At 43.6% G+C, this 13,705-nt stretch carries 15 protein-coding genes; 6 read left to right on the plus strand and 9 right to left on the minus strand.

The features are described 5' to 3' along the window. Window positions 1–26 precede the first annotated feature (26 nt). Window positions 27–737, minus strand: a complete 711-nt coding sequence (queE, locus tag CDG61_RS06445) for a 7-carboxy-7-deazaguanine synthase QueE (RefSeq protein ID WP_087550877.1) — start codon at window positions 735–737, stop codon at window positions 27–29. Between the two features lie 99 nt (window positions 738–836). Further along, window positions 837–1,658: a 2,3,4,5-tetrahydropyridine-2,6-dicarboxylate N-succinyltransferase gene (gene dapD / locus CDG61_RS06450; protein ID WP_087550824.1), complete on the minus strand. Its 822-nt coding sequence runs from the start codon at window positions 1,656–1,658 to the stop codon at window positions 837–839. A 311-nt stretch (window positions 1,659–1,969) separates the two neighbouring features. Here dapD and carO point away from each other — a divergent pair, with 311 nt between their 5' ends. Continuing rightward, window positions 1,970–2,713 carry an ornithine uptake porin CarO gene (gene carO, locus CDG61_RS06455; RefSeq protein ID WP_087550825.1) on the plus strand — a complete coding sequence of 248 codons (744 nt, stop codon included), beginning with the start codon at window positions 1,970–1,972 and terminating at the stop codon, window positions 2,711–2,713. Window positions 2,714–2,778: 65 nt separating this feature from the next. On the opposite strand, the gene CDG61_RS06460 is transcribed toward carO, so the two are convergent. The 7 genes from CDG61_RS06460 to CDG61_RS06490 form a co-directional block, all read right to left on the minus strand. Further along, window positions 2,779–3,987, minus strand: a complete 1,209-nt coding sequence (locus tag CDG61_RS06460) for an OmpP1/FadL family transporter (protein WP_087550826.1) — start codon at window positions 3,985–3,987, stop codon at window positions 2,779–2,781. A gap of 185 nt (window positions 3,988–4,172) precedes the next feature. After that, window positions 4,173–5,096 carry a CysB family HTH-type transcriptional regulator gene (locus CDG61_RS06465; protein ID WP_087511703.1) on the minus strand — a complete coding sequence of 308 codons (924 nt, stop codon included), beginning with the start codon at window positions 5,094–5,096 and terminating at the stop codon, window positions 4,173–4,175. 49 nt (window positions 5,097–5,145) lie between these two features. Beyond that, entirely contained in the window at window positions 5,146–6,207 is a 1,062-nt protein-coding gene (locus tag CDG61_RS06470) for a sulfate/molybdate ABC transporter ATP-binding protein (protein ID WP_087511288.1), read from the minus strand. An 11-nt stretch (window positions 6,208–6,218) separates the two neighbouring features. After that, window positions 6,219–7,112 carry a sulfate ABC transporter permease subunit CysW gene (cysW, locus tag CDG61_RS06475; RefSeq protein WP_087511290.1) on the minus strand — a complete coding sequence of 298 codons (894 nt, stop codon included), beginning with the start codon at window positions 7,110–7,112 and terminating at the stop codon, window positions 6,219–6,221. After that, entirely contained in the window at window positions 7,109–7,942 is an 834-nt protein-coding gene (cysT, locus tag CDG61_RS06480) for a sulfate ABC transporter permease subunit CysT (protein ID WP_087511292.1), read from the minus strand. The genes cysW and cysT overlap by 4 nt, the downstream gene beginning before the upstream one ends. A gap of 84 nt (window positions 7,943–8,026) precedes the next feature. Next, complete coding sequence (locus tag CDG61_RS06485) at window positions 8,027–8,632, minus strand: alpha/beta hydrolase (protein WP_087550878.1); 606 nt, start codon at window positions 8,630–8,632, stop codon at window positions 8,027–8,029. Window positions 8,633–8,664: 32 nt separating this feature from the next. Then, window positions 8,665–9,675, minus strand: a complete 1,011-nt coding sequence (locus tag CDG61_RS06490; protein WP_087550827.1) for a sulfate ABC transporter substrate-binding protein — start codon at window positions 9,673–9,675, stop codon at window positions 8,665–8,667. 174 nt (window positions 9,676–9,849) lie between these two features. Here CDG61_RS06490 and pabC point away from each other — a divergent pair, with 174 nt between their 5' ends. The 5 genes from pabC (at window position 9,850) to CDG61_RS06515 (ending at window position 13,661) form a co-directional block, all read left to right on the plus strand. Continuing rightward, window positions 9,850–10,662 (plus strand): aminodeoxychorismate lyase, encoded by an 813-nt coding sequence (gene pabC, locus CDG61_RS06495; RefSeq protein WP_087550828.1) that lies wholly within the window; start codon window positions 9,850–9,852, stop codon window positions 10,660–10,662. 1 nt (window position 10,663) lies between these two features. Beyond that, a complete protein-coding gene (gene mltG, locus CDG61_RS06500; protein ID WP_087550829.1) occupies window positions 10,664–11,725 on the plus strand; it encodes an endolytic transglycosylase MltG in 1,062 nt (353 codons plus the stop codon). Window positions 11,726–11,734: 9 nt separating this feature from the next. After that, window positions 11,735–12,343 (plus strand): dTMP kinase, encoded by a 609-nt coding sequence (gene tmk / locus CDG61_RS06505; protein ID WP_087550830.1) that lies wholly within the window; start codon window positions 11,735–11,737, stop codon window positions 12,341–12,343. Window positions 12,344–12,488: 145 nt separating this feature from the next. Beyond that, window positions 12,489–12,866 (plus strand): hypothetical protein, encoded by a 378-nt coding sequence (locus CDG61_RS06510; protein WP_087550831.1) that lies wholly within the window; start codon window positions 12,489–12,491, stop codon window positions 12,864–12,866. A 15-nt stretch (window positions 12,867–12,881) separates the two neighbouring features. After that, window positions 12,882–13,661: an AraC family transcriptional regulator gene (locus CDG61_RS06515; RefSeq protein WP_171405579.1), complete on the plus strand. Its 780-nt coding sequence runs from the start codon at window positions 12,882–12,884 to the stop codon at window positions 13,659–13,661. The last annotated feature ends 44 nt before the right edge of the window (window positions 13,662–13,705 follow it).

Raw genomic sequence — 13,705 nt, forward strand, 5'->3', positions numbered from 1 at the left:
CTCCAGAAAATTGAAATCAAAAGGGTTTAACGACCAGTTTCGTCATTCCACAACAGTTTATGTAACTGTAACTGGAAGCGAACAGGGAGATGGTCTTCAAGAATCCACTGTGCAAGATCACGGGCAAGCTGAGGTAGTTTTACAGCACCTTTTTCGACAGCAAAAGCAGGGGAAAACCACACTGTGCTTACTTTCTCATTCAGTTGATACTGTTCGAGCTGCTGCCTGGACCATTCATAGTCCTGACGGTTGCAGATCACAAATTTGATCTGATCATGCTGTGTCAGATAATCCAGATTACTCAACAGATTACGGTGATCTTCGCCAGAGGTTGGTGTCTTTAAGTCTAAGACTTTAGACACTCGCGGGTCAACCCGGGATACATCAAGTGCTCCACTTGTTTCTAAGGAAACTTCGCAGCCGGCATCTGCCAGTCGCTGCATCAGAGGCAGGGCATTGGGTTGAGCCAGAGGTTCACCACCTGTAACACAGATATAAGGTGTTCTGAAATTCAGTGTAGTTTCAATAATCTGATCGAGGGACTGCCGTTCACCACCTTCAAATGAATACGTCGTGTCGCAGTATGTACAACGTAAGGGACAGCCCGTCAGACGGATAAAAACAGTGGGTAAGCCGGCAGCGTTGGCTTCACCTTGCAACGAATAAAAAATCTCCGTAATGCGTAACCCCGCAGACGGATCAGAAACAGGAATAGCGGAAGATCGGAGCGAATTCATAGCAATATTTACCATACTTCATAAAAACAAAAATCCCCACGGCCATGACTGACCGTAGAGATGAGAACTTTACAGTTCCGCAGAAAAGGGTGAAATCAATCAGTCTTCACGAAGAAGTTCGTTCAGGCTGGTTTTAGCACGTGTTTTAGCATCAACTTTTTTAACAATAATAGCTGCATAAAGATTGCAGGTACCGTCTTTGGAAGGCAGGCTGCCAGAAACAACCACAGAACCGGCAGGTACACGGCCGTAGTGGATTTCACCAGTTTCACGGTCAAAGATTTTAGTGGACTGACCAATGAACACACCCATTGAAATCACAGAACCTTCTTCGACAATAACACCTTCAACAATTTCAGAACGCGCACCGATGAAGCAGTTATCTTCAATAATGGTCGGGTTTGCCTGAAGTGGTTCAAGAACACCACCGATACCTACACCACCAGACAGGTGAACATTTTTACCAATCTGTGCGCATGAACCAACAGTTGCCCATGTGTCAACCATAGTGCCTTCATCTACATATGCACCAATGTTCACATAAGAAGGCATCAGCACCACATTTTTCGCCTGGAAAGAACCTTTACGGGCAACAGCTGGTGGTACTACACGTACGCCTGCTGCTTTGAACTGTTCTTCAGTCCAGCCGGTGAATTTAGTGTCTACTTTATCATAGAACTGAAGATCACATGATTCGATTGGCTTATTGTCATTTAACTTAAAAGACAGCAACACTGCTTTTTTAAGCCATTGATGAACAATCCATTCACCATCAATTTTTTCTGCTACACGAAGTGTACCGTTATCAAGTCCAGCAATAGCCTGCTCAACTGCCTGACGGATTTCAGCAGGGCAATCAGCCGCTGTGAAATTTGCACGGTCTTCAAACGCCTGTTCGATGATAGTAGAAAGCTGAGTCATGGTCGTCCTTCCAAAAAAATTTTCAAGATTTTACACTAAATTGTGACGGAGATAGATGAAAAAACCACAGAAGATCGAAAAAATATAATCAAGCCAGGTTGATTTATCCTGTATTTACAGCATGTTTTTTCTTCATTATTTAAAATCTGTTCTAAAAAACAGGTGGTTTTTCAAGCGGAAAAGTGAAATTGTATCAAAAAATAACAAAAACTAAGCAAAATTTGAATAAACAGTGATCAGGTTCTGCATTATAGTTCGCCATATAGAAAAACCAGTAATAAGTTTAAAAACCTTTTTTGAGGAGAAACACAATGAAAGCTTTACGTACTCTTTTAGTTGTATCCGCTTTAACAGCAGCTGGCACAGCAATGGCTGATTCATCTGTAGTGAAAGATGGTTATCAGTTTGCACCAAACCAGCTTGTTCCAACAGGTGTACGTGCTGAAGTTGGTACAACAGGTTATGGTGCTGCATTCCTTTGGACTGCTAACCCATACGTAGGTCTTGCGCTTGGTTATAATGGTGGTGACATTTCATGGTCTGATGATCTGTCTATTGACGGCACTAAATATGACATGGATATGGACAACAAACTTGCATATTTAAATGCTGAGATCCGTCCTTGGGGTGCCAGCGACAATGTATTGGCTCAAGGTCTGTATGTTGCAGCAGGTGTTGGTTATGTTGATAACGAATACGGCCTGAAAAAATCACTGCACAATTCAAATGACGTGATTAAAATTGATGGCAAAAACTACAATGCTCCATCTGGTAGCGGTAGTATCCAGGGCTCAATGAACTATGATAACCAGTTTGCTCCATACGTTGGTTTAGGTTTTGCACCTAAAATCAACAAAAACTTCGGTTTATTCGGTGAAATTGGCGCATACTATACAGGTAATCCATCTGTAAATCTGACTGCAACTGGCTTGAAAGAAGTTGGTGGTACTGGTACTGGTGTTGAAGCAGCGGATCGTCTTGAAGATAAAATCCGTAACAAAGATAAATATGAATGGTTACCAGTTGGTAAAGTTGGTGTGAGCTACCATTGGTAAGTTCAACACTGATTCATTCAGTATAAAAAACGGGCTTTGGCCCGTTTTTTTATGTCTATAGTTTATTAAAAATGAAAGCCTGTTTTAAAACCATAAATAATGGCGTGGTTATTTTCAGCTTCAGATAAAGAGGCGATTACATTTGAATCTGTACTTTTTTGTCTGGAAGCTTTTCTGAATCTGACATAATGCAGTCCAATGGCAAAAAAACTTTTTTCATTAAAGTGATAGATTAATGCTCCTCCAATGCCCAGATAGCCATTACTTGGGTTGAGTGTGGATAATGAATCATCTGTCCCAGAATCCCATGACAGCTCGTGTGCAGTGGACCAGTCTGAATTCCACTTGTGTATCAGACCTGCTTTGGCAGACAGCTGATTCTGATTGTACTGAATCATTCTGACGTTTTTTAATGAGGAATCGTAGACTGAATAAGCATTCAGAACCTCTTGAAAGGTTGGTGGCTGAACATAAAAGTCTTTCCATTCCACCCATCTTAGTGATGCATAAATGAGATCGGTTGTACTGACCGCAGTCTGAATATCAAAATTGACGGATTGAGGTGTTTTGACGGTGGTCTTACCTGTCAGTGTCACTGGTGTGGCTATGGGCAGCTGTTCCTGAACATCAAAAGTATGTTTGACAGGAGAGCGGTAACTGAGATTGGTTCTGAATGCAATTTCAGGAATCTGATAACTGAGCCCAGCCAGCCAGCCCATTGAAAAATCCTGCTTCAGGTCAGAGGTGTATCCATTCAGTAAATAATAGTTCTGTCCGCCCAGTTCAGCCTCTCCTTTCAGCGTCTGTAAGACTGGACCTGCAAAAAAGTTCCAGTGAGCATCTGGCTGATACCCAACAGGAATGCTGATATTGTTACTGTCAAATTTGACCCTGACGGATTCAATATCTAAAGGCCCGATGACAGTTTCTGGGCGGTAACGATAGTCCAGATCAGTTCCAAAAGGTTTGTCAAACAGGAATCCGACGGATAGATCAGGACGTAGTTGTAGTTTTATTGCCCCTGTAATGAAAAGATAGTTTTTGTTGACAAGGTTTCCAGTGGAAAAGTCTGAAATACCAATCTGTGCGAGGGAATCCTGATTTTGCACCTGACCTGAAATGTCAGCTTTAAGCTGTGCAATCCCAAGTTCTGCATAATTCCCTGACTCAAGAAAAGGCATGATTGTCTGGCTTGATTTTTCCATACCCGCTGAAAACGAAGCCTGTGCGAACAACAGTAAAACTCCAGACACAGCAAGTGCTGAAATATTCATGTGTAGACCCCGGCGATGTGATTAATTAATTATTTTTGGAGGAATTTTGATAAATCCGAATGTAATGTATTGTAATTCTTATTTCGGTACAAGAGGGTGCGTGATTGGATTTACTGGTGGATACAATTGATTTTATTAATATTATAAAAAGGGCAATAATGCTGTTCATTATTGCCCTTTAATGTTCAGTCTTCAGGATATGCGACTTTTTTCAGCGCTTTAATATCTGCTTCTGGTGAGCACAGAGAGATAAATTCATAGCCATAACCACGCAGCAGGTGACCTTTACGGACTGCAATCCAGGTTGTATTGACCCCAAAAATATCTGTTGGAATCTGTTTCAGACGATAGTCACGCTCTTTGTCATAGGCGACAGCATTGACAATACCTACACCCATGCCAAGTTCGACATAGGTTTTGATGACATCGGCATCCAGAGCTGACATGACAATATCTGCATCTACGCCTGCATCTTCAAATGCTTTATCAATTTTGGAACGTCCTGTAAAACCGCCATGGTAGGTAATAATAGGGTGTTCAGCGAGATCTTCGAGGCTGATATTGTCTTTGGTCGCCAGAGGATGGTGTTCAGGAGTAATGATGCTGTGCTGCCATTGATAATAAGGCACACTGGCAAGATTTTCTTCTGTAGTTAATGATTCGGTTGCAATCCCCAGATCAGCTTCACCCAGTAACAGCATTTCTGTGATTTCCACAGGGCTTGCCTGTTGTAAAATCAGATGAACTTTTGGAAACAGTTTTTTGAATGCATTGACAATCGGTGGAAGCACATAACGTGCCTGTGTATGTGTTGTGGCAATGGTCAGTGTGCCTTCATCCACTTTGTTGAAGTCATCTGCCAGACGTTTGATGTTGTCTGCATCGACCAGCATGCGTTCAACTATGCCAAGCAGCGACTGTCCTGGTTCTGTCAGACCCAGTAAGCGTTTACCTTTACGGACAAACAGCTGTACGCCCAGTTCATCTTCGAGGTCTTTGATATGTTTACTGACGCCTGACTGAGATGTATAGAGTGCTGCCGATGCTTCTGTCAGGTTAAAATTCTGACGCACTGTTTCCCGTATAATTCTTAGTTGTTGGAAATTCATAATTTTATTACTCTGGTTGGATGGGGGAGTTGCCCCCATCGGCATATTTTTATGCTACTTCATTTGCGAATAAATGTAATGCAGAAAGACTGATCCAGACGGTCTGATTCGGACGGAACTGATGCAGTTTTGCTTCTTCAGCCGACAGATTGATTTCAATCAGATTGCCTTGACGGTCAGTCAGTTCAGCCAGTACCTTTCCTGCAATCCAGACTTCACGCAGGAAGGTCGCCTGAATGGCATTTTCCTGAGGCTGAGCATGAATCTGCATTTCATCAGGACGGGCAAAAGCAATCACGGAACCCTGAGCTGCATTTTTAGCTGAAGCGAGCTGAATGGTGTCCTGACCAATCTGAACAGTGCCGGAGTTATTCTGTCCTTCAAAACGGTTTGCCTGACCTAAAAAGTCAAAAACAAACGGTGTTGCCGGTTTTTCATAAACTTCACGTGGCGAACCAATCTGTTCTACATTTCCTTTATTCATCACGATGATCTGGTCAGCAACTTCGAGTGCTTCTTCCTGATCGTGAGTCACAAAAATAGAGGTAATATGCAGTTCATCGTGCAGTGTACGCAACCAGCGGCGTAATTCCTTACGGACTTTGGCATCCAGTGCACCAAAAGGTTCATCCAGCAGTAATACCCGTGGTTCTACAGCCAGTGCACGTGCCAGTGCAATACGCTGACGCTGACCACCGGAAAGCTGTGCAGGGTATCTGTCAGCCAGGAAGCCTAACTGAACGAGGTCCAGCAGACGGGTGACACGTTTTTTAATTTCAGCTTCGTTCGGGCGGGTTGCACGTGGGCGTACACGCAGACCAAAAGCAATATTGTCGAAAACGGTCATGTGGCGGAACAGTGCATAGTGCTGAAATACGAAACCGACTTCACGTTCACGGACATGAACATTGGTTGCGTCTTCGCCTTCCAGAATAACCTGACCACCATCAGCAGATTCAAGACCTGCGATAATGCGTAGCAGTGTGGTTTTACCACAACCCGATGGTCCAAGCAGGGCAACCAGCTGTCCATCTGGAAAATCCAGGGAGATGTTTTTCAGTGCATGGAATGCACCAAAGTGTTTTTCAATATTTTTAACTTGAATACTCATGAGGTCATTCCTTAAGAAGCTGTTGAATCATCATTACGGGCGTTCTGTTTTTCCTGGCGTAACTCAACCCAGGTTTTCAGAATCAGTGTCACAATTGCAAGTAATGCAAGCAGTGAAGACACGGCAAATGCTGCGCTGAAGGTATATTCGTTGTAGAGAATTTCTACATGCAGTGGCAGGGTGTTGGTTTCACCACGAATATGTCCTGAAACAACAGAAACAGCGCCGAATTCACCCATTGCACGTGCATTACACAGAATGACGCCGTAAATGAGACCCCATTTAATATTTGGCAGGGTAACTTTCCAGAAAGTCTGCCAGCCTGAAGCACCCAGTACAATGGCAGCTTCTTCTTCTTCAGTTCCCTGTGCTTCCATTAAAGGAATCAGTTCACGGGCAACAAAAGGAACGGTAATAAACACAGTTGCAAGAACAATAGCAGGAACGGCGTACAGAATTTTAATGTCATTGTCCATGAGCCATCCGCCAAACCAGCCTTGCGTACCAAAAATCAGCACCAGCATTAAGCCTGCAATGACCGGAGAAACAGAAAAGGGCATATCAATGATTGTGGTCAGAATGGATTTGCCACGGAAGTTGAACTTTGCAACACACCATGCAGCGGCAACACCAAAAACAACGTTCAGTGGAACGGCAATCACAGCAGTCAGCAGGGTCAGTTTTACTGCGGACAATGTATCTGGGTGAACCAGTGCCTGAAAATAAACACCGACACCCTGTTTGAATGCTTCAACAAAAACCAGTACCAATGGCAGAATCAGGCAGCTGATAAAAAAGATCAGTGCAATGATAATCAGGGTATTGCGTACCCATGCCGGTTCACGTGTTGCATCACGGGATTGCAGTTTCTGGGCTAATGCATTGCTGTTTGTATTCAGACTCATTTTACAGTCCTCCCTGTGCGACGGCTTGCCCATGCCTGAACCAGGTTAATCAGGAACAGAATGGCAAAGGAGATGACCAGCATAACCACAGCAATCGTGGTTGCACCTGCATAGTCATATTCTTCCAGTCGGGAAATAATCATGAGAGGAGCAATCTCTGTTTCAAAAGGCTGGTTACCGGCAATGAAAATTACAGAACCATATTCACCGACGCCACGGGCAAATGCCAGGGCAAAACCTGTCAGCAGTGCCGGAAAAAGTACAGGCAGAATGACTTTGGTAATAATCTGGAAGCGGTTGGCACCTAAGGCAGATGCAGCTTCTTCAAGTTCTGTTTCAAAGTCACTCAGAACAGGCTGAACTGTCCGAACAACAAAAGGAATACCAATAAAAATCAGAGCAAGGGTAATCCCGATAGGTGTATAGGCAACCTTGATTCCTATCGGTTCCAGATACTGACCCAGCCAGCCTGTCGGTGCGTAAAGAGACGTTAAAGCAATACCGGCTACGGCTGTAGGCAGGGCAAACGGTAAATCCACCAGTGCATCTACAATACGTTTTCCAGGAAAACTGTAACGAACCAGACACCATGCCAGCAGCAGGCCGAAAATGACGTTAATAAACGCAGCAATAAGTGCTGCACTGAAACTTAACTGCAAAGATTTTAAAATACGTTCTGAGCTGAGAATTTCCCATAAACCATCCCATCCGATACCTAAAGATTTAATAAAAACCGCAGATAAAGGAATCAGAACAATTAATGATAAATACGCAAGGGTAAAGCCCAATGAAAGACCAAATCCAGGCAGCACTCGGGATCGCTGCGACATGATTACTCCTCAAAGAGAGAATACTGACCGAAGTCGGTCAGTGAAGATAAAATTCAATTTCGGCACAAGCATAATTTGCAGCTCTTAAATTGCAAATTTAAATAAATACTTCCTGTCATCAGTATTGCTGATATAAGGCAGAACATTTTCTGAAATCAGGAAATTCTGAAGTTGCGGGAATGTTCCAAAACCAGAAGCCACATTAATATGACCTGCCAGCCCAATATTTACAGGGGGCAGATCCCAGGCATCAGCCAGTTGCAGCGCATCTGAAAAATTCAGCCAGGGATCATTTTCACTGATGATCAGGGTGGTCGGAACATGAATCTTCAGATTATGGAAATAAGCCTGATAATCCGTCCGACTCAGTCTGGCAAAACCTGCTTCTCCAAATCTTGCAGGATTTGCAGGTGCAACCAGAATGACACTCTTAATTTTTTTTGCTAAGCGTGGATGCTGTGCCAGTGCGGCGACTGTGGTCAGACAGCCAAAACTGTGTGCAACAATCTGGATATTCTGTTGAACGGCATCTACAGTATTTACAAACTCTGCGATCCAGTCTTTCAGAACAGGAAGATTCCAGTCCTTTTGTTCAACACGGGAGCAGGACACAAGCTGACGCTGTAAAACTGACTGCCAGTGATCGTGTTCACTACCACCTACACCAGGTACAATTACGGTATGTATCATGTCCATGACTCCTTTGCTGATTTCAGGTCAGATTATTTGCTGGCACTGTTGGCTTTGACGATCTGGTCAAAAACACCACCATTTTCAAAATGCTGTTTCTGAACTTTTGCCCAGCCACCAAACTCTTTATCAATTGTGACGAGTTTTAAAGGCTTGAACGTTGCTGAATATTTTTTCAGAACAGCTGCATTACGTGGACGGTAGAAATTCTTTGCCGCAATTTCCTGACCTGCCGGTGAATACAGATAGTTCAGATAGGCTTTGGCAAGATTCAGTGTTCCATCTTTCTGTGCATTTTTTTCTACAATCGCAACAGGCGGTTCAGCCAGAATGGAAAGAGACGGGGTAATGATTTCAAATTTACCAGGTTGTTCGCGGGTTGCCAGGAATGCTTCATTTTCCCATGCAAGCAGAACATCACCAATGCCACGCTCTGCAAACGTGGTGGTTGAACCACGGGCACCTGAGTCAAGGACTTTTGTCTGTTTATAAATCTGACGTACAAAGTCCTGTGCTTTTGCATCTGAACCATGCTTATGTTTAGCCCATGCCCATGCGCCTAAATAGTTCCAGCGCGCACCGCCTGAAGTTTTAGGGTTGGGAGTTACAATTTCCACACCTGGTTTAACTAAATCGCCCCAGTCTTTAATCCCTTTTGGGTTGCCTTTACGCACTAAAAATACAATGGTGGATGTATAAGGTGTCGAGTTCTGTGGAAATTTCTTTTGCCAGTCTTTTGGAAGCAGGTTACTGTTCTCTGCAATCGCATCAATATCAGCAGCCAGTGCCAGTGTTACAACATCGGCATTCAGACCATCAATGACAGCACGTGCCTGTTTGCCTGAGCCGCCGTGAGACTGTTTGAAATCAATGTCCTGACCGGTTTTTGACTTCCAGTAGCTTGCAAACTGTTTGTTGAAGTTGTCATAAAGCTCACGCGTTGGGTCATAAGATACATTCAGGAAATCTTTAGCCACTGCGCCAAAAGATACCGCTGAAATCACTGCTGCCAGAACCCCGGTTCTTAATGTTTTGAATTGCATGTTCATACCTCGGAAATTTTAAATTTTTTAAATGTTTGTAACGTGAGGCAAGAATACATCTGCTTACTTTGCATAAAAAATAATAAAAAATGAATTTTATATGAATAAAAATGAAATATAAGATTTCATGATTTTCTTTTACACTATGGGCGGATTCAGCAGGAGCTTTCCGGTATGCGATGTTTCAGAAATGGTAAAGAGGTCAGTGACATTCATGTGCTTGATCGGGCATTTCATTATGGTGATGGCTGTTTTACAACGGCAAGGATCCGTAATGGTCTGATTGAAATGCAGCAACGGCATTTTACCCGCCTTGAAGACAGTTGCAGCCGACTCGCCCTGAAAGCAGATCTGAAACACATCACACAGACCTTTGAATTACTGGCGCAGACACAGGAAAGTGTTACTGGAACGCTGAAAATTCTGATCAGTCGTGGTCAGGGGCAAAGAGGTTACAGCCTGCCTGATCATCCGGCTGATGTATGGGTTTATTATTATCCGGCTCAGATGCTTGAATTTACTCATGACAGTATAACGACGGGTGTGCTGAAACAGTCCCTGGGCTTAAGCATGCCTGCACTGGTGGGACTGAAATCTTTAAACCGTCTGGAACAGGTGATGCTTAAAACAGAAGCAGACCTGCACGGATGGCAGGAAGCACTGGTCACAGATGTACAGGGTGCGGTTGTTGAAGGTGTGAGCAGTAATTGTTTCATGCGTATAAACGATACATGGATTACACCAGAACTCCGCTATAATGGCGTACATGGCGTGATGCGTGCAGAAATACTGGAGCGTATGCAACAGTCTTCGATTGTCTGTGAACAGCGTTATGTCGATATGGATGAAATCCGACAGATACAGAGTCTGTTTTTCTGTAATGCGCTTCACCCCATGAAAATTGCAGCGGAACTGGATCAGCGCCAGCTGGAAGTACAGCCGTGTATTGACCTTTTTAATGTTTTACAACTGAATCAGATTCATTGATATGTCCACACCCAAAAAGAAAACCAGAAAGAACGCTCAGAAAAAAGCAGCAGGTCTTCCTTTCAGCATGAAAGGTGTGCTGATTGCCTGTGCAGTATTTTCAGTCATGATCATTGTGATTTTAAAGCTGAGTCTGTTTAAGGACTATCCTGTAGAGGGTAAAAAACAGATGCTTGCAGTGGGTGCGGGAGATACCTATACAGGCTTTATTGACCGGCTGGCAAAGGAAAATAAAGTCAGTTTTCCTGCGGTGCTTAAGCTTTACCGAAAACTGATGATTCATGACACGATGAAAGCAGGTGTCTATGAAGTCCGTGCAGGCATGAGTATCCGTCAGGTACTGGAAATGATTTCAGATGTAAATAATGCTCAGATGAACCGGGTACTGATCATTGAAGGGACAACATTCAGACAGCTGGTCGATGCACTGAAAAAAGATGATCTGGTCAAAAAAGAAGTGATCAGCTTGCCTTATGATCAGATGCTGAAAGCACTGGATATTCCATACAGTCATCCTGAAGGACTGTTTGCACCGGATACATATTTTTTTGCTAAAGGTGAATCTGACCGTAAGATTCTGACAGATCTGTATAAACGTCAGATGAAAGCACTCGATGAAGCATGGGAGAACCGTGCCCCAGATCTGCCTTATAAAGATAAATATGAAGCGCTGATTATGGCTTCCATTATTGAAAAAGAAACCAGCCTGGACAGTGAACTGGAACAGGTTTCGGGTGTGTTTGTCCGTCGTCTGAAAATAGGGATGCGTTTACAGACAGACCCAACCGTGATTTATGGAATGGGTGAGCGTTATAACGGTAATATCACGCGGAAGGATTTAAGAACACCAACGCCTTATAACACCTACACTATAAATGGACTTCCGCCTACACCGATTGCATTGCCCGGTGCAAAAGCGATTCAGGCTGCCATGCATCCGGACAGCTCAGACAATATTTATTTTGTAGCCACAGGAAACGGTGGACACAAATTCAGCACCAGTTTAGTAGAGCATAATAAGGCGGTTCAGGATTATCTTTCAGTCATTCGTTCAAAAAATTAAGGAATCTGCATGTTTATCAGTTTTGAAGGCACTGAAGGTGTAGGAAAAACAACGCTCATTCGCAGTCTGTATGAATATTTTCAGCAGCAGGGACAGGATGTGGTGCTGACACGTGAGCCAGGTGGAACACCGATGGCTGAACAGATCCGCTCCCTGTTGCTTTCAGTCAATCATGATGAACAGATGAGTAATGACACTGAGTTGCTGCTGATGTATGCGGCACGTGCACAGCATCTTGAACAGGTGATTCTTCCTGCTTTGCAGGCAGGAAAAGTGATTCTCTGTGACCGTTTTACCGATTCCAGTTTTGCATATCAGTGTGCAGGTCGTGGTCTCAGTCGTGAAAAACTGCAGTTATTGAATGATAATTTTGTGGTGAAAATGCCTGATATCACCTTCTGGCTTGATGCACCTACGGAGCTTGGCATGAGTCGGGCGCGTGAGCGTGGCGCACTGGACCGTTTTGAACAGGAAAAAGTCAGCTTTTTTGAAAAAGTTCGTTCAGGCTTTGCAGAGATTTATCAGAATGAACCTTTAAGAATGAAGCGTCTGGATGCAACTCAGACACCTGAACAGGTGTTTAAGGACGCCCTGGAACAGATTCAGCATAAGCTCTGAAGATAACTGAATAAAAAAGCTGATCTGAGTCAGCTTTTTTTATTTGAACTGGCTTGTTTGCGATATTTTATGGCTGAATCAATCAATCATGAGTTTTCTACATTGATACAATAAATGAGAATTATTATTGATAAAGGTGGGATTCATGTACATTCATCGCGTTGAAAATTTTCCTGTTGTTGAAATCGACTGTTCCAGGTCTATGCCTGTCGATGAGTCACTGGCTGTTTTTTCAGAGTTGCTTTTGCGTAAGCAGCCATTTGTCTTTATCGGTTCGGGTTCATTTCAGGACGAACAGAACAGCCATGAAGACCGTAAAAAAGTCGCCTTATGGGTGAAAGCGCATAAAGCGGAACTGACAGCATTTGTTCAGGCAATGATTTATATTCAGCCTGATAAAGCCATCCCGGCTGTTTTGAGACAGTTTGCAGAAAACTATGAAAAATTTTCGGGTTATCCCATGATCATGGTTGAAAATGCAGAGCAGGCAAACCAGACTGTTCAAAGCTTATTATCTGCCTGATTTCCGGATTATAAAATGAGTCATATCCATCCACCCTTCAGTGTTACAGAACCGGATTCGATTGCGCGACCTGTGGCAGTGATGGCAATGGGTGGTGAAATTCCTGACTGGGAAATGGGAGCGCATACTCATCTTAAATCTCAGCTTATGGTGACTCAGTCCGGTATGCTGACAGTGGGTACAGCGGAAGGCATGTGGGTCGTTCCACCACGGACAGCCATCTGGATACCTGCCGGTGTGAGTCACTCGGTCACCAGTTTTGGTCTGTCTAAAGGGATTGTGGTTTTTCTTGATTCTGAGATTGTTTTTGAACATCTGCGCTTGTGTACCGTGCTTGAGGTCAGTACATTTTTGAATGTGCTGCTGGAGCGGGTCGTTGATATACCACAACTGTATGAGACTGAAGAAGATATTCGTTTGATGCAGGTCGTTGTTGATGAAATCGCTCAGGCACGGCAGCAGTGGTTTTATTTACCTGTTCCTAAAGACAAACGTCTGAAAAAACTGACTGATGAATTAATCAGAATGCCGGATATGGAGCTGCGTCTGGAACTTGCAGCTGACCTGTGTCATATCAGTCAGCGTACACTGACCCGACTGTTTCTGAAGGAAACTGGGTTGTCACTGAATGACTGGAAAAGGCGGCTGCATATCCTGCTCGCATTGCAATGGTTGCATGAAGGAAAGCCTGTGCAGATCGTGGCTCAGTTACTCGGTTATGAAAGCGATTCGAGTTTTATTGCCATGTTTAAAAAAATTATGAAAAGCCCACCTAAAAAGTATCTAAAACAATAAGGTACTTGTTATTTGTCAGGTCTGCGATTTATATTAAGTCAACA

This window comes from Acinetobacter sp. WCHAc010052, from assembly GCF_002165295.2.
GTDB classification, from domain to species: domain Bacteria; phylum Pseudomonadota; class Gammaproteobacteria; order Pseudomonadales; family Moraxellaceae; genus Acinetobacter; species Acinetobacter chinensis.